This window comes from Gordonia sp. NPDC003424, assembly GCF_053588655.1.
Window position 1 is genome coordinate 64,230 of sequence record NZ_JBSFQJ010000010.1, and the last position, 17,471, is coordinate 81,700.

Consider the following 17,471-nt stretch of genomic DNA (forward strand, 5'->3'; position numbering starts at 1 on the left):
GCAAGAGCAGTCCTCACCGATGTGATGGGATAGATGACATGCCACCCGGACAACGCCGCACGGCCCCGCCCACGACGACCCGACCCGCGGTCGGGAACGCGACGCGCGGTGGCCGCCGTCGGGTCTCGCATTCCCTCGAGGCCGTCGTCGAGGAGGCCGTCGCACTGCTCGACGAATCCGGCGAGGCGGCGCTGACGTTCCGGTCGCTGGCCGCGCGACTCGGCGGCGGGGTGGGCAGCATCTACTGGTACGTGTCGAACAAGGACGAATTGCTCGACCGCGCAACCGACCACGTGGTGGCGGGCATCCTCACCGATGCCGAGGAGTTCTGCAACGACGACGGCGATCCCATCGACAACATCCGCGGTATCGCGGTGACGGTCTTCACCGCGATCGAGCAGCGACCGTGGCTGGCCGCGTACTTCATGCGCAACACGACGATCCAGTCCAACGCGCTGGCCCTCTACGAGCGCATCGGCGAACAGGCGATGCGGCTGCATCTGCCACCCCGGGAGTGCTTCCACGCGGTGTCGGCGATCCTCGGGTACGTCATCGGCGTGGCCGCCGACCTGGGTCAGCAACCTCCCGAGGAGGTGGTCGACGGTTCGGTGCCCGCCGAGACGTACCTGCACGGGATCGCCGACAACTGGCGGGCGCTGGACCCGGAGAGCTTCCCCTTCATGCACTACATCGTCGACGAGTTCGACGGTCACCAGGACATCGATCAGTTCCGCGCCGGACTCGAACTGCTGCTGGCCGGCATCCGCCTGCAGGCGGATGGATTCGCCGGCGACTCCGCGTAGCGGTTACGGCCCGGCAATCCCCCAGCCGGGCCGGCGCGCCCCGCCCGCGGGCCGGATCTCCCCCGCCCGCCCTCGGCCGCTCAGGCGATCGAGCAGAAGAAGTCGCGGACGTCGTCGGCGAACAGTTCGGGCACCTCCATCGCCGCGAAGTGCCCACCGCGATCGAACTCCGACCAGTGCCGGATGTCGAAGCGACGCTCGGCGAGAGGACGGATGGACTGGGTGATGTCGTGGGCGAACACCGCCACACCCATCGGCACCGGGCACGGTTCGGTTCGGCGTGGGGCGTCATGGTGCAGGCGGGCCGACGACGCCGCTGTCGCGGTGAGCCAGTACAGCGTGACGTCGGTCAGCAACCGGTCGTCGTCGATCGGCGTCGTCGGGTCGGTCCACTGGGCGAACCGTTCGGCGATCCAGGCGAGTTGACCGACCGGGGAATCCGTCAACGCGTATCCGATGGTCTGCGGGGTCAGCGCCTGCAGCGCCTGGAACGGTGGGCGATTGGCCATGAGTGCCCGCACCTTCTCCAGCCGGGCCTCGTCGGTCGCGGAGAACTCGACATCGGCGTCCGGGTCGGGGCGCATCGGTAGGTAGTTGACGTGCACCCCGACGACGCGCTCCGGGGCGACGGCGCCGAGCGCCTGCGAGATCCCCGCACCGAAATCACCGCCCTGTGCGCCGAAGCGTCGGTAGCCGAGCCTGCTCATCAGTTCGGCCCAGGCGCGTGCGATGCGGACGATGTCCCAGCCGCGTTCGTGGGTCGGCCCCGAGAAGCCGTATCCCGGGATGGACGGGATGACCAGGTGGAAATCGCGCGACAACGGCTCGACCACATCGACGAACTCGAGGAAGGAACCCGGCCATCCGTGCGTCAGGATCAGCGGGAGAGCATTCGCGTCCGTCGATCGCACGTGGACGAAATGGATTTTCTGCCCGTCGATTTCGCTGGTGAAGTGGTCGAGCTCGTTGAGCCGCGCCTCGTGGACGCGCCAGTCGTAGGAGGTGCGCCAGTGGTCGGCGAGCTCGCGGAGGCGACTCAGGGGGAAGCCGTAGTCCCAGCCGGCGCCGTCGACCTCGTTGGGCCAGCGTGTGCGGGCGAGACGGTCCCTCAGATCATCGAGGTCGGCCTGCGGGATGTCGATGCGGTACGGCGTGATCATCGGCTTCTCTCCTCGGAACGATATTCGTTGGTGTCACCAACGTTGGTTTAGCCAACGATACGCACAGTTCGTTGGTAGCGCCAACGTTGTAGGGTTGCGGACATGGAAGACGTCCCCGAGCGCTTGTCGTCGAAGTCGAGCTGGCTGCTCACCCAACTGGCCGTCCATGCCCAACGACTCTCCGCGGGTGCCTTCGACGAGGCCGGTGCCCGCGGATACCACTACCGCATCCTGGCCGCCCTGAAGGAGTTCGGAGCGGCCAGCCAGGCCGACCTCGGACGTCGCTGCGCCATGGACCGCAGCGACGTCGTTGCCGCGATCAACGAACTCGCCGACGAAGGGTATGTGGAGCGCGCTGCCGATCCGGATGACCGACGACGCAACATCGTGTCACTCACCAGGGCCGGCGGACGACAGCTGCGGCGGCTCGACGACGGACTCGCGGACGCACAGGAGTCGCTGCTCGAACCGCTGAATCGGGCCGACCGGGAGACCCTGAACCGATTGCTGACCCGGCTGCTCGAGCACCATTCGGGCCGTTGACGACGACGAGACATTGCGGCATGTCCGCCGGTTCACGCACGCCGGAGCCGCCGGTGCACGAGACTGTGAGTCATGTCGTCGCCGTCAGGTTCTCCCAATACGGAGCCGACCACGCTGATCGGGACGATCGTGAATCCGGCGGGCCTCATCCTCGCCAAGACCGTCCCGCAGGCGCGGGCCCCCGTGTTCGCGTCGGCCGGGCTCGGCGCGAGCCCGACGTGGCACGCATTCTGTGTCGATCAGTCCGGGATCGCGTTCTCCGACCTGACGAGTGTGGTCGGCGACCAGCGGATCCGGGCGGATCTCGACGCGATGGCGTCGCTGGAGCCCACCCTGGCCTGGGCGCCGGGAGAATTCTTCGACCAGAGCGGCGATCCGATTCCCCAGTGCTCGCGCGGCACGCTGAGGAGGGTCGTCGGCGCACTTGCGGATGCCGGCCTGCGCGCGCTCGTCGGCCACGAACTCGAGTTCGTGCTGGTAGGGCCACGCGGCGAGCACCTTCCGTCAGATCTGTGGGCGCCCTACGGTGCGGCCGGCGTGCTCGAGCACGAGCAGTTCGTGCGCGACGTGCTGGCGGATTGCGCGGTGGCCGGCGTCGGAGTGGAGCAACTGCATCCGGAGTACGGCCTGTCGCAGTTCGAGATCTCGATCGAGCCGCGTGATCCGATCGCCGCCGCGGATCAACTCGTCCTGACCCGGATCATCGTGGGCCGGGTGGCCCGCCGGCACGGCATCCGTGTCAGCTTCTCTCCGAAGCCGTTCGCCGACGATGTCGGTTGCGGTGCGCACCAACACTTCTCGCTATTCCGTGGCGACGAGCCGCTCTTCTCCGCGGGTGGCGGCGCCGCCGGAATGAGCGCTGACGGCGAACACGCGGTGGCCGGCGTCGTGGATGCGATGGTGGAGCTGCAGGGTGTGCTGTGCGGGTCGGTCGTCTCGGGGCTGCGGATGCTGCCCGGGAGCTGGGCCGGGGCGTTCGCCTGCTGGGGTGTGGAGAATCGTGAGGCAGCGGTGCGGGTGATCGGTCAATCGCCGGCGACCCCGCGCGGCGCCAACGTCGAGGTCAAGGCGATCGATCCGTCGGCGAACGTGTACTTCGCCACCGCCGCCATCCTGGGAGCGGCCCTGGCCGGCATCACGGGGCGGCGACCTCTGCCGCCCGAGGTCACGGTCGATCCGGCCACCCTGAGCGCCGCGGAGCGTGACGCCGCGGGGATCCGCGCATTGTCGGCGGATCAGCGCCACATCGTCGACGCGATGGCGACCTCGTCGAGGCTGCGGGAGATCCTCGGCGACCCGGCGGTCGACTCGCTGGTCGCCGTCCGCACCTACGAGATCGAGCACTTCCCCGACCACGACCCGCAGATGCTGGCCGACCGGTTCCGGCTCGCCTGGAGTGTGTGACCCCCTGTGACGACGGGCCGCATCGCCGAACACGTCTCCCGACTGTCGCTCGTCGATCACCACGTCCACGGATGCTGGACCTCCGACGGCGACCGCGCGCGCTTCGAGAACGCGCTCAACGAGGGCAACACCGAACCGGTGGCCGCCGACGACGCGCCGTTCGACTCCCAGATCGGCTTCGCCATCCGCCGGTGGTGCGCGCCGGTCCTCGGACTCGCGCCGCACGCCGACCCCGACGCGTATTGGCAACGCCGGAGCGAGCTCTCGGAGCGCGACGTCGCCGTGCGGTTCCTCGGTGCGGCCGGGGTGGCGGATTGGGTCGTCGACACCGGTCTGGCCGGCGTCGCCGATCCGGACACCCTGGCGACGCTCTCGGGTGGGGCGGCCCACGAGATCGTCCGCCTCGAGTCGCTCGCCGAACTCGCTGTGGCACAGGGCGGTTCGTATGTCGATGCGTTCGACGACATGCTCGCCGGACGTGCCGCGACCGCGGTCGGCACCAAGTCGATCCTGGCCTACCGCGGCGGCTTCGACGGGGATCTGTCGGACCCGGCCGCACCCGAGGTCGAGGAGGCTGCGCGCCGGTGGCGAGATTCCGGGGGCCGATTCACCGAGCGCGCACTGCTGCGGTTCGGCCTGCATCGCGGACTGCGGCTCGGCAAACCGCTGCAGCTCCACGTGGGTCTCGGTGACCGCGACGCCGACCTGCATCGCACCAATCCTCTTCTGCTGCTGGACTTCCTGCGCGAGTCCGGAGCGACCCCGGTGATGCTGCTGCACTGCTACCCGTATGAACGGGAGGCCGGCTACCTCGCGCAGGCGTTCAGCAACGTCTACGTCGACGTCGGACTGGCCGTGAATCATCTCGGCGCACGGTCGCCGGAGCTCATCGGGCGGACGATGGAACTCGCGCCGTTCCGCAAGATCCTGTACTCGTCGGACGCGTTCGGCCCCGCCGAGCTGCACTACCTCGGGTCCGCGCTCTGGCGCGACGGGCTGGCCACAGTGCTGCAGGGGTTCGTCGACGACGGGGCGTGGAGTGTCGACGACGCTCTGCGGGTCGGTGAGTTGATCGGGTTCCGGAATGCGCGGCGGGTTTATGGTCTGTGACGACAAACGGCCCCCGCACCTCGAAAGGTGTGGGGGCCGTTGCGTGTTCGGCTTGCGTGATCTCGATACGCCCTCGGCTAGCGCCTCGGGCTACTCGATCAGCGAAATTCTTCGTTGATCGAGTAGCCGCGAACGTAGTGAGTGGCGTATCGAGATCGATCAGCGGAGGTCAACACCCTCGGGTACTACTCCGCCGTCACGATGACTACCGGTAGTCGTTGGAGAACCCGTAGTCGTCCAACGGCACCGCAGCACCGGCGGGGGCACCGAAGGTGCCGTCCGGGCTGTAGTAGGTGTCGTCGTAGGACGGCACGGCGTAGGCCGCGGCCCGCGCCTCCTCGGTCGGCTGAACCTGGATGTTGCGGTACCGGTTGATGCCGGTGCCGGCCGGGATCAGCTTACCGATGATCACGTTCTCCTTGAGACCGATCAGCTTGTCGCTGCGGCTGTTGATGGCCGCATCGGTGAGCACGCGGGTGGTCTCCTGGAAGGAGGCCGCCGACAGCCACGACTCGGTCGCGAGCGAGGCCTTGGTGATACCCATGAGCACCGGACGACCGGCCGCCGGCTCGCCGCCCTCGGCGACGACCTGACGGTTTGCCGCCTCGAACTCGGAGCGCTCGGTGAGCGAACCGGGCAGGAACTCGGTGGCACCGGAGTCGATGATCGTCACGCGACGCAGCATCTGACGCACGATGGTCTCGATGTGCTTGTCGTGGATCGACACACCCTGGCTGCGGTAGACCTCCTGGACCTCGTTGACCAGGTGGACCTGCACCTGACGGGGACCCATCACGCGGAGCACCTCGTGCGGGTTGGCCGAGCCCTCCATGAGCTGCTGGCCGACCTCGACGTGGTCACCGTCGGCGAGCAGACGCTCGCTGCCGTCGTCGTGCTTGAACACACGCAGACGCTGACGCTTGGAGATCTTGTCGTAGACGACCTCTTCCGAACCGTCGTCGGGGACGATGGTGATCTTGTAGAAGCGGTCGTCGTCCTCCAGACGCACCCGGCCGGAGACCTCCGCGATCGGCGCGACACCCTTGGGCACGCGCGCCTCGAAGAGCTCCTGCACACGCGGCAGACCACCGGTGATGTCGTCACCGACGCCACCCTGGTGGAAGGTACGCATGGTCAGCTGGGTACCGGGCTCACCGATCGACTGGGCGGCGATGATGCCGACGGCCTCGCCGATGTCGACGAGCTTGCCGGTCGCCATCGAACGGCCGTAGCACATCGCGCACACACCGGTGCCGGTCGCACAGGTCAGGACCGAACGGACCTTGACCTGGGTGATGCCGGCGGCGAGCAGCGCCTCGATCGCGGGGTCGCCGAGATCGTGACCGCGCTCGACGATGACGTTGCCGTTCTCGTCGAGGGCGTCGGTCGCCAGCGTGCGGGCGTAGGTGGAGGTCTCCACATGCGCATCGCGGATCAGGGTGCCGTCGGGCATCTTCTCGGCGATGGTCGTGGTGATGCCACGCTCGGTCGCGCAGTCGGTCTCGCGGACGATGACGTCCTGGCTCACGTCGACCAGACGACGGGTCAGGTAACCCGAGTCGGCGGTACGAAGTGCGGTGTCCGCCAGACCCTTTCGAGCACCGTGGGTGTTGATGAAGTACTCGGCCACGGTCAGGCCCTCACGGAACGAGGACTTGATCGGACGCGGGATGAACTCACCCTTCGGGTTGGTCACCAGACCCTTCATGCCCGCCAGCGAACGGATCTGGGTCATGTTGCCCGCCGCGCCCGACTTCACGATCATCGGGATCGGGTTGTCGTCGGGGTAGTGGGCTTCCATGGCCTGGCCGACCTCTTCGGTGGCCTGCTTCCAGATCTCGACGAGGGCGTCACGACGCTCGTCCGGGGTCAACGCGCCGCGCTGGAACTTGCGCTCCAGGCCGTCGGCCCGCTCCTCGTACTTGTCGAGGATCTCGGCCTTGGCCGGCGGCACGAGCACGTCGGCCATCGACACGGTCACACCCGAACGGGTGGCCCAGTAGAAGCCGACGTCCTTGAGCTTGTCGACGGTCTGCGCGACCACGATCATCGGGTACCGCTCGGCGAGGTCGTTGATGATGACGGCCTGACGCTTCTTCGGCATCTGCTCGTTGACGAACGGGTACTCGATCGGCAGCAGCTCGTTGAACATCACCCGGCCCAGCGTGGTCTCCAGCTCCCACGGCTGGCCGTAGCGCCAGCCGTCGGGGAACTCGGCGGCCTCGATGTCGGCCGGCGGACGCTGATCGGTCAGCCGCACCTTGATCGCCGACTGCACGGTGAGCGCACCGCGGTCGACGGCCATGATGGCCTCGGCGGGGCTCGAGTAGACACCGCGTTCGATGTCGTCGCCGGTGGCCGGGGTGTACTCGCCTGCCGCACCCTCCTTGAGGGTGGTCAGGTAGAACAGGCCGGTCACCATGTCCAGACGCGGCATGGCCAGCGGACGACCCGACGCGGGCGACAGGATGTTGTTCGACGACAGCATCAGGATGCGCGCCTCGGCCTGCGCCTCCGCACTCAGCGGCAGGTGCACGGCCATCTGGTCACCGTCGAAGTCGGCGTTGAACGCCTCACAGACCAGCGGGTGCAGCTGGATGGCCTTGCCTTCCACCAGCTGCGGCTCGAAGGCCTGGATACCGAGGCGGTGCAGCGTCGGTGCACGGTTGAGCAGCACCGGGTGCTCGGCGATGACCTCTTCGAGGACGTCCCACACGGCCGGGCGCTGACGCTCGACCATGCGCTTGGCCGACTTGATGTTCTGCGCCTGGTTCAGGTCGACGAGACGCTTCATGACGAACGGCTTGAACAGCTCGAGCGCCATCAGCTTGGGCAGACCGCACTGGTGCAGCTTCAGCTGCGGGCCGACGACGATGACCGAACGGCCCGAGTAGTCGACACGCTTGCCGAGCAGGTTCTGACGGAAACGACCCTGCTTGCCCTTGAGCAGATCGCTCAGCGACTTCAGCGGGCGGTTGCCCGGTCCGGTGACCGGACGGCCGCGACGACCGTTGTCGAACAGGGCGTCGACCGACTCCTGCAGCATCCGCTTCTCGTTGTTGACGATGATCTCGGGGGCACCGAGGTCGATCAGTCGCTTGAGGCGGTTGTTGCGGTTGATGACGCGGCGGTACAGATCGTTGAGGTCCGAGGTGGCGAAGCGGCCACCGTCGAGCTGAACCATCGGACGCAGCTCCGGCGGGATCACCGGCACGGCGTCGAGCACCATGCCCAGCGGCGAGTTGCCCGACTGCTGGAACGCGGCGACGACCTTGAGTCGCTTGAGCGCACGCAGCTTCTTCTGGCCCTTGCCGCTGCGGATGGTCTCGCGCAGCGACTCGGCCTCGGCGTCGATGTCGAAGCTCTCGAGGAGCTTCTTGATCGCCTCGGCGCCCATGGCACCGGTGAAGTACTCGCCGTAACGCTCGTCGAGCTGACGGTAGAGCTTCTCGTCGATGATGAGTTCACCCGGCGACAGCTTGGCGAAGCGGTCCCAGATCTCCTCGAGATCGTCGAGCTGACGCTGCACCTGATCACGCATGCGACGCATCTCGCGCTCGGCACCGTCACGCACCTTGCGGCGCACGTCGGCCTTGGCACCCTCGGCCTCCAGCTCGGCCAGGTCGGCCTCGAGCTTCTGCTGACGCTCGGCCAGATCCAGGTCGCGCTGGTCGGCGACGGTCTTCTTCTCGCGCTCCATCTCGGCCTCGAGGGTGGAGAGCTCGTTGTGGCGCAGCTCGTCGTCCACCGAGGTGATGACGTAGGCGGCGAAGTAGATGATCTTCTCGAGATCCTTCGGCGCCAGGTCGAGCAGGTAGCCGAGACGGCTCGGCACACCCTTGAAGTACCAGATGTGGGTGACCGGGGCGGCCAACTCGATGTGGCCCATCCGCTCACGACGCACCTTGGCGCGGGTCACCTCGACGCCGCAGCGCTCGCAGATGATGCCCTTGAAGCGCACGCGCTTGTACTTGCCGCAGTAGCACTCCCAGTCGCGAGTCGGTCCGAAGATCTTCTCGCAGAACAGGCCGTCCTTCTCGGGCTTGAGCGTGCGGTAGTTGATGGTCTCCGGCTTCTTGACCTCACCGTATGACCAGTTGTGGATGTCGTCGGCCGTGGCGAGACCGATCTTCAGTTCATCGAAGTAGTTGACGTCGAGCACTTGTTACCTTTCGTGGCTCTTGTGTCTGGTCGGTGAGGGTCAGTTGGCGAGGTCGTCGACCGTCGCGGACTCGTTGCGCGACAGGTTGATGCCCAGGTTCGCGGCGGCCCGCTCGAGATCCTCGTCGTCGGTGTCGCGCATCTCGATGGCGGCGCCGTCGGACGACAGCACCTCCACGTTCAGGCACAGCGACTGGAGTTCCTTGAGGAGCACCTTGAACGACTCCGGGATACCCGGTTCCGGGATGTTCTCGCCCTTGACGATCGCCTCGTAGACCTTCACGCGGCCGACCACGTCGTCCGACTTGATGGTCAGCAGCTCCTGCAGGGTGTAGGCGGCGCCGTAGGCCTGCATGGCCCAGCACTCCATCTCACCGAAGCGCTGACCACCGAACTGCGCCTTACCACCGAGCGGCTGCTGCGTGATCATCGAGTACGGACCGGTCGAACGCGCGTGGATCTTGTCGTCGACCAGATGGTGCAGCTTGATGATGTACATGTAGCCGACCGACACGGGGTACGGGAAAGGCTCACCGGAACGGCCGTCGAACAAGGTGGCCTTGCCGTCGCCGTTGACCATGACCTCGCCGTCGCGGTTCGGCAGCGTCGAGGACAGCAGTCCGGTCAGCTCCTCCTCGCGGGCACCGTCGAACACCGGGGTGGCGGTGTTGGTGTCCGGCTCCGCCGAGTACATGTCCTCGGGCAGACGCGACGCCCAGTCCGGCACACCGTTGGCGACGTTGATGTTCCAGCCGGCCTTGGCGATCCACCCGAGGTGGGTCTCCAGGATCTGGCCGATGTTCATACGACGCGGCACACCGTGGGTGTTCAGGATGATGTCGACCGGGGTGCCGTCGGGCAGGAACGGCATGTCCTCGGCGGGGAGGATCTTGCCGATGACGCCCTTGTTGCCGTGGCGGCCGGCCAGCTTGTCGCCGTCCTGGATCTTGCGCTTCTGGGCGACGTAGACGCGGACCAGCTCGTTGACGCCGGGTGCGAGATCGTCGTCGTCGTCGCGACTGAAGACGCGGACGCCGATGACCTTGCCGGTCTCGCCGTGCGGCACCTTCAGGGAGGTGTCGCGGACCTCGCGGGCCTTCTCACCGAAGATCGCCCGGAGCAGACGCTCTTCCGGGGTCAGCTCGGTCTCGCCCTTCGGGGTGACCTTGCCGACCAGGATGTCGCCGTCGCGGACCTCGGCACCGATGCGGACGATGCCGCGCTCGTCGAGGTCGGCGAGGACCTCGTCGGAGACGTTCGGGATGTCCCGGGTGATCTCCTCGGCACCGAGCTTGGTGTCGCGGGCGTCGATCTCGTGCTCCTCGATGTGGATCGAGGTGAGCACGTCCTCCTCCACGAGCCGCTGGCTCAGGATGATCGCGTCCTCGTAGTTGTGGCCCTCCCACGGCATGATCGCGACCAGCAGGTTCTTGCCGAGCGCCATCTCACCGTTCTCGGTGCAGGGGCCGTCGGCGAGGACCTGGCCGGATTCCACGCGCTGTCCCTCGTCCACGATCGGACGCTGGTTGGCGCACGTGCCGTGGTTGGAGCGGGCGAACTTGCGCATCCGGTAGGTGTCGCGGGTGCCGTCGTCGGCCATCACGGTGATGTAGTCGGCGGAGACCTCCTCGACCACACCGGACTTGGTGGAGACCACCACGTCACCGGCGTCGACGGCGGCACGCAACTCCATACCGGTACCGACCAGCGGCGACTCGTTGCGCACCAGCGGCACGGCCTGACGCTGCATGTTCGCACCCATCAGGGCGCGGTTGGCGTCGTCGTGCTCGAGGAACGGGATCATCGCGGTCGCGACGGACACCATCTGACGCGGCGACACGTCGAGGTACTCGACCTCGCTCGCGCCGACGAACTCGACCTCCGAGCCCTTCTTGCGGACCAGGACGCGGGTGTCGGTGATACGGCCGGTGCCGTCGTAGTTGGTGTTGGCCTGACCGATGAGGTAGCGGTCCTCCTCGTCGGCGGTCAGGTACTGGATGTCGTCGGTGACGACACCCTCGACGACCTTGCGGTACGGGGTCTCGATGAAGCCGAACGGGTTGACCCGCGCGTACACCGAGAGCGAACCGATCAGACCGATGTTCGGACCCTCAGGGGTCTCGATCGGGCACATGCGGCCGTAGTGCGACGGGTGGACGTCGCGGACCTCGAGGCCGGCGCGCTCACGGGACAGACCGCCGGGGCCCAGCGCCGACAGGCGACGCTTGTGGGTCAGACCCGACAGCGGGTTGTTCTGGTCCATGAACTGCGACAGCTGGCTGGTGCCGAAGAACTCCTTGATCGCCGCCACGACGGGACGGATGTTGATCAGGGTCTGCGGGGTGATCGCCTCGACGTCCTGGGTGGTCATGCGCTCACGCACGACACGCTCCATACGCGACAGGCCGACGCGGATCTGATTCTGGATCAGCTCGCCGACGGTACGCAGACGACGATTGCCGAAGTGGTCGATGTCGTCGACCTCGACCGGCACCTCGACGCCGCCCGGGACGGTCATGTAGCTGGTGGTGTGCGGGTCGGCCTCGTGCAGACGCACCAGGTACTCGACGGTCGCCACGATGTCCTCGCGGGTCAGCACCGACTCGCCGGTCATCGGGTTGGCGGTGAGACCGAGCTTCTTGTTGACCTTGTAGCGGCCGACGCGGGCCAGGTCGTAGCGCTTCTCCTTGAAGAACAGGTTCTCGAGGAGGTTCTCGGCGGACTCGCGGGTCGGCGGCTCGCCCGGACGCAGCTTGCGGTAGACCTCGAGCAGCGCCTCGTCCTGGTTGGCGGTGGTGTCCTTCTCCAGGGTCGACATCATGATCTCGGAGAACCCGAACCGGTCGGCGATCTCCTCGTTGGTCATGCCGAGCGCCTTGAGCAGCACGGTGACCGACTGGCGGCGCTTGCGGTCGATGCGCACGCCGACGGTGTCGCGCTTGTCGACGTCGAACTCCAGCCAGGCGCCACGGCCCGGGATGACCTTGACGGTGTGCAGGGTCTTCTCGGTGGTCTTGTCGATCGCGGCGTCGAAGTACACGCCGGGGCTGCGGACGAGCTGGGACACCACGACACGCTCGGTGCCGTTGATGATGAAGCTGCCCTTGTCGGTCATGATCGGGAAGTCGCCCATGAAGACGGTCTGCGACTTGATCTCACCGGTGTTGTTGTTGATGAACTCCGCGGTGACGAACAGCGGCGCCGCGTAGGTCATGTCCTTGTCCTTGCACTCCTCGACGGAGGCCTTGACCTCGTCGAAGTGCGGCTCGGAGAAGGAGAGGGACATCGAGCCGGAGAAGTCCTCGATCGGGGACAATTCGTGGAGGATGTCCTCGAGGCCGCCGGTCGGGTTGTCGTCACCGCGGGCGATCGCCTTGGCGCGCCACTCGGGGGACCCGACGAGCCACTCGAAGGAATCGAGTTGCAGATCGAGGAGGCCGGGGACCTCCAACGGCTCGCTGATCTTTGCAAAAGATGCGCGCTTCGGCGCGCCGGGGATGGTTGAGGTGGACTGGCGGTCGAGTGCCAAGATGCGTCCTTCCAACACGAAGTGTTCTACCTAGCTCGGTTTGGCTTGATGGGCCGTTCGCCGGTGGCACCTGATTTCCGACGATCGCCCACAAGACACGCAAAGCAAGGTGGCTCGAGGAAGGATCAGTAGATGGACAGGAGGCAGCCAGCGCAACGTCCAACTGTAGCAGAAAATAGACGCACTTTGTCAAGTCGCGTCTTGAAAAGATCTCGCGCCGGTGGCTGCCTTCGCGTTGATCATTGCTGACAGACTGGCCCGCCGAGGCGCATTCGTCAAGCGCTACGCGCGATTTTGTCGCAGATTTGTGGTGTTCGGCGGCATCGGAACCCTCAACGTCCGGTTTCGCTGGATCTGCACGGTGTTTGCCGACGTCACAGATCGAGGACGTCGGCGATGAGCCACTGGTCACCGCGCTTGACCATGTTGACCTGATACCGCGGCGAGATGCTCTGCGTGACGACGCCGTTCTGCGAGCCGGAGACGATCATCGAGGCGACGAGTTGGGCCGTCGCGCCGTCGTCGGAACCGGCCATATGCTGCACGCCGAGCGCGTCCATCCGGCAGTCGTTCTTGGCCTTGACCTGGGTCAGCGCATCCTTCTGGGCCTTGATCAGGTCGTTGAACTGCGTCAGCGCCTTGCCGGTCAGCACGTCCTTGGTCTTGGCCGCCCAGGCGTCGAAGTTCTGCACGCTGGTGGCGTCGGCGGAATTGGCCAGACACAGCTTGGTCGACGCCTGCGAGGTCAGCTGCGTCGTGCCCGCCTGGTCGATGAACGCCTTGTTCGGGCCGATCTTCGCGCCGGGATGCAGGCCCGCGATCAGCGCGAACACCGCCAGGACCCCGGCCACGGCACCCAGCACCACCAGGGTGGTCTTGCCGAACGGGAAGACCGACGGCGAGCCGCGCGATGCGTCGGATCGGGAGGGTCGGCCCGGGGCCGGCGCGGGAGCTTCGTTGGCGGGGCGCAGGGTCGAGACCCGCGCGACCGGACGGCTCTTGCCAGCCGGCTTGGGTGTCTCCCCGGTCGACTGGGCGTCGGTCTCCGTCGACTGGGCGTCGGTCTCCGTCGAGTGGGCGTCGGTCTCGGTCGACTGGGCGCTCTCCCCCGTCGAATGGGCGCTCACCCCCGTCGACTGGGCGCTCGCCCCCGTCGACAGTGCGTCGTCCTCGACCGACTGGGTGCCGGAGTCGACGACGACCGCCGTGCTGTCAGCGGCGACCGGGTTGCTGTCAGCGGCGACCGGGTTGCTGTCAGCGGCGACCGGGTTGTTGTCGGCGGACTCGAGATTGCCGTCGGCGGGTGGCGCCGGCTGGGTGGGGCCGCCGGAGGCGTGGGGACGGCCGGCGACGCGGCGCGTGACCGGACGCGACGCCTTGCGACGCGGCGGACGTGGGTTGGCGGCCATCAGTTACCTCCCCCAGCGGGCGCACCGGATGCACCGGATGCGTCCGGTGTGCTCGTGGACTCCGCGGCCGCTTGGTCGAAGCTCATCGCGTCCAGCGGCGCGATGTCCTCGGCCTTCCACTCATCGCCGACCTTGGTCATCGACACCGAGAAGCCCATCGTGCGGGTGACCCCGGCTTCGTTCGCGCGCTTCGACGTGGCGGCGACGAACACCAGAACCTTCGCCTTGCCGTCGTCGGCGTTGACCTCCGACGGCGCGCTGCGCACCAGCCGCGACGTCAGCGACGCGGCCTCCGGCCCGGCCTGGGTGATCATCGAGTTCAGGTTCGACACGTCCTGCGCACTGATCTGGCCAAGGGCCTTGCCGGTGAGCGACGCGTCGACCCGGCGCTTCCAGTCGGCGGTGTTCTTGGGGTCGACGGTGGTGACGTTGATGATCGCCTGTTCGGCCGCCGCGACGGAATCGTCGCGCGCCGACTGGATCGGCTTCTCCACGAAATACGCCTGATAGCCGCGGTACCCGAACCACACCGCGCAGACCGCGGCGACGATCACGGCGAGCACCGCGACCACACTCGCGACGACGCGGCCGGTGGAGGTGGCGGCGGAAGTCTTGCTACTCGTCATCGGCGGCCACTGTATCGGTCGCGGATGTGAGATTGCCAAACATCACTTCGGACGCACTCCCAGCAGGAACGCCAACTGCCGCGCGAGGGGGTTCAGGTTGAGCTTGTCCGGGTCCTTCTTCGGGGTGTTGTCCCACGGCTGCGGATAGGCCGGATTGGCGAGCTGTGCCCGATTCGCACTGCGCACACCCGTCGGGTTGCCCACCGGCACCGAGCACTGCGCCTGGGTGTTGAACGGGAAGTCGTCGTAGTTGATGTCGAAGTTCGGGTTCTGTTCCTTGATCTTGCGGATCATCTCGTTGGTCGATTCGTAGCCGCGCGTACAGGCGGGCGGGTTGTTGGTCTCGAGCACGACACCGAAGTGGATCTGACCGTCTCCCGGCGCCGGCGACGCACTGCCCGCGGACAGCGCCGACAGCATCGCGAACGTCGCCGACGTGGCGTAACCGGCCGGCTCGACGGTGCGTGCGACCTCGGCGAGTTGATGGACGACGGTGGTGATGTCGCCGCCGCTCTGTTGCAGCAGCGCCGAGATCTGGGTGGCCGACGCGGTGCCGGTGGTCAACAGGCGCCGCAGGTCGGGGTCCGACGACGCCAGCGTCGCGGTCACCACGTCCAGGTTGCGTGACCAGGTCAGGATCTCGTCGGATTGCTCGGCCTGGGTGGAGAGCACCACGTCGGAGTTCTGCAGCAGCGAGATCGTCTGACCCAGATTGTCGTACCCGGCCCGCGACAGCTTGGACAGCGAATCGATCAGCCGGGTCAGGTTGTCGGCCTGACCGTTGAACGCCTTGCCCAGTTCGGTGACGACCGTGTGCAGGTCGTCGATGGGGATCGAGGACGTGAAGTCGATCGCCGAGGACACGACGTCGTCGAGCGGCGGCGGCACCGATGTCTTGGTGATCACCGACCCGTCCGACAGGTACGGCCCCTGCGACGACGTCGGCTGGAGGTCGATGAACTGCTCACCGATCGCCGACCGGTTGGCGACCACGGCGGTGGCCGAGTCGGGGATCTGCGGCCCGGAGCTGTTGAGTTCGAGTGCGACGTCGACACCCGTCTTGGTCAGCGTCAGGTTGCCGACGCGACCGACGGGCACGCCCTGGTAGGTGACCTCCGCGTTGGTGAAGATGCCGCCCGACGTGTCGCCGAACTGCGCGGTCACCGTGTACTGGTTGAACCCGAACAGCTTGTCGAGGCGGGCGTACTTCGCGCCGACGTAGACGATCGCCAGCACGCCGACGAGGACGAACACGATCAGCTGGATGCGCGCGGTTTTGGTCACCATGGGCGCGCTCCGCTCTGTGCCGGCGACGTGACGACCGACAGGGCCACTGACCTGCTCATTGCTGCGCCCCGATCATCGACAGCGTGCCCTCGAGGAACCGCTGGCCCGGGCGCGGCGGCGGCATCAGCGTGTACTGGCCGGGGTTCGGGCCGCTCGTCGCCGACGCGGAGGCGGGTGCCGTCGTGGTGGCGGCGGCCGGATTCATCGGATACGTGCCACCCGACGGCGGCGTGTTGGGCCCCGGCACGGAGTTGGGTGCGGGCGGCAGCAACGTGATGGTGGGCCACCCGTAGCGCGGGCCGTTGCCGCCGATGTACGGATTCTGTGGGTTCACCGGCACATAGTGACGTTTGGGCGGCGAATACCTGGGTGTCCCCTGCCCGACGCCGAGGGCTTCGAGCTGGTTGAGCGTCCGCAGGTCGAGTGTCATGAACAGGTTCGTCGAGCTGCCATGGACCGCGGGCAGGATCCAGTCGGGGAAGGGGATCGTCAGCATCAACGGGGCGGCCGTGATCAGATCGGGCGTCGCCTTGGCCAGCTGCGTCAACACCGGCCGGAGTGCCTTGAGATCGGTGATCAGCGCGTCTCGCGACTTGGTCAGCACGTCGGTGCCGACCTGTCCCAGCTTGTCGAGTTTGGTGAGCAGGTCGACGAACTGCGGCCGCTGCTCCTCGAGTACCGCCACGCCGGCCGGGAGATCTCGGAGGATGTTCTCGATCTGCGTCTTCTGCCTGGCCGCCCGCGTGGACAGCCGGGCGAGACCGTCGATCGCGCTGATGATGTCGTCGCGTTGCCGGCTGAGCTGGGTGATCAGCGTCGACGTGTTCTCCAGCAGACTCCGGAACACGGGACAGTCGGTGCCCTTCGGCGTCACCTTGCACGGCTCGCCGGTCGACCCGGCGAGCGCCTTGTTGAGTTCGGTGACGATCGGCTCCAACTGGTTGAGCCCGCCACCGTTGAGCAGCATCGACAGCGCACCGAGCACCTGCTCGATGTCGGTGGCCGTCCGGGTGCGGTCCAGCGGAATGGGCTGCGCCGGGTCCTGACGCGGCAACGACTGACTGTTCGGCGGCTCGGTCAGCGCGACGAACTTCTCGCCGAGCAAGGAGGTCTGCTGCACCGCGGCACCGGCCTCGTCGGACAGGTTGATCGCGTTCTTGACCTTGATGGTGACCTGCGCGTACCACTGCCCGTCCGGCACCACGACGGACTCGACACGGCCGACCGGGATGCCGTCCTTCTTGACCATCGACTGCGGGACGAGGTCGAGGACGTCGTTGAACTGGATCTGGTAGGTGCGCGCGGCCTCTCCGGTGTCGACACCGCCGGGCAGCGGGATCGACTGGATCCCGTTGCTGCTGCAGGCCGAGGAGACCAGCACCGCCGACACCATCGCGCCGGCCGCCAGGCCACGGAGCAGATTGCGAGACAACAGTTTT

11 protein-coding genes are annotated in these 17,471 nt (G+C 67.1%); 4 read left to right on the top strand and 7 right to left on the bottom strand.

The window, feature by feature from the left end; translation table 11 throughout:
- Positions 1-38: 38 nt before the first annotated feature.
- Positions 39-803: a TetR/AcrR family transcriptional regulator gene (locus ACWDTI_RS16105; protein ID WP_449739111.1), complete on the top strand. Its 765-nt coding sequence runs from the start codon at positions 39-41 to the stop codon at positions 801-803.
- A gap of 80 nt (positions 804-883) precedes the next feature.
- Here the strand turns inward: ACWDTI_RS16105 and ACWDTI_RS16110 are convergent, their stop codons facing one another.
- Complete coding sequence (locus ACWDTI_RS16110; RefSeq protein WP_449739112.1) at positions 884-1,963, bottom strand: epoxide hydrolase family protein; 1,080 nt, start codon at positions 1,961-1,963, stop codon at positions 884-886.
- Positions 1,964-2,065: 102 nt separating this feature from the next.
- Between ACWDTI_RS16110 and ACWDTI_RS16115 the strand changes: the two genes are divergently transcribed.
- The 3 genes from ACWDTI_RS16115 (at position 2,066) to ACWDTI_RS16125 (ending at position 5,020) form a co-directional block, all read left to right on the top strand.
- Positions 2,066-2,506: a MarR family winged helix-turn-helix transcriptional regulator gene (locus ACWDTI_RS16115; protein WP_449739113.1), complete on the top strand. Its 441-nt coding sequence runs from the start codon at positions 2,066-2,068 to the stop codon at positions 2,504-2,506.
- A 72-nt stretch (positions 2,507-2,578) separates the two neighbouring features.
- A complete protein-coding gene (locus tag ACWDTI_RS16120) occupies positions 2,579-3,910 on the top strand; it encodes a glutamine synthetase family protein (RefSeq protein ID WP_449739114.1) in 1,332 nt (443 codons plus the stop codon).
- Positions 3,911-3,916: 6 nt separating this feature from the next.
- The gene (locus ACWDTI_RS16125; protein ID WP_449739115.1) at positions 3,917-5,020 is read left to right on the top strand and encodes an amidohydrolase family protein; all 1,104 of its coding nucleotides are present in this window, start codon (positions 3,917-3,919) and stop codon (positions 5,018-5,020) included.
- A gap of 205 nt (positions 5,021-5,225) precedes the next feature.
- Here the strand turns inward: ACWDTI_RS16125 and ACWDTI_RS16130 are convergent, their stop codons facing one another.
- From ACWDTI_RS16130 to ACWDTI_RS16155, 6 genes are all read right to left on the bottom strand, one after another.
- Positions 5,226-9,182, bottom strand: a complete 3,957-nt coding sequence (locus ACWDTI_RS16130; RefSeq protein ID WP_449739116.1) for a DNA-directed RNA polymerase subunit beta' — start codon at positions 9,180-9,182, stop codon at positions 5,226-5,228.
- A 39-nt stretch (positions 9,183-9,221) separates the two neighbouring features.
- Complete coding sequence (gene rpoB / locus ACWDTI_RS16135; RefSeq protein ID WP_449739117.1) at positions 9,222-12,710, bottom strand: DNA-directed RNA polymerase subunit beta; 3,489 nt, start codon at positions 12,708-12,710, stop codon at positions 9,222-9,224.
- Positions 12,711-13,084: 374 nt separating this feature from the next.
- Complete coding sequence (locus tag ACWDTI_RS16140; protein WP_449739118.1) at positions 13,085-14,119, bottom strand: hypothetical protein; 1,035 nt, start codon at positions 14,117-14,119, stop codon at positions 13,085-13,087.
- Positions 14,119-14,745, bottom strand: coding sequence for a hypothetical protein (locus tag ACWDTI_RS16145; RefSeq protein WP_449739119.1), 627 nt, complete (start codon positions 14,743-14,745; stop codon positions 14,119-14,121). The genes ACWDTI_RS16140 and ACWDTI_RS16145 overlap by 1 nt, the downstream gene beginning before the upstream one ends.
- 42 nt (positions 14,746-14,787) lie before the next feature.
- Positions 14,788-16,032 carry an MCE family protein gene (locus ACWDTI_RS16150; protein WP_449739120.1) on the bottom strand — a complete coding sequence of 415 codons (1,245 nt, stop codon included), beginning with the start codon at positions 16,030-16,032 and terminating at the stop codon, positions 14,788-14,790.
- A 55-nt stretch (positions 16,033-16,087) separates the two neighbouring features.
- Complete coding sequence (locus tag ACWDTI_RS16155) at positions 16,088-17,464, bottom strand: MCE family protein (RefSeq protein ID WP_449739203.1); 1,377 nt, start codon at positions 17,462-17,464, stop codon at positions 16,088-16,090.
- Between the last annotated feature and the right edge of the window lie 7 nt (positions 17,465-17,471).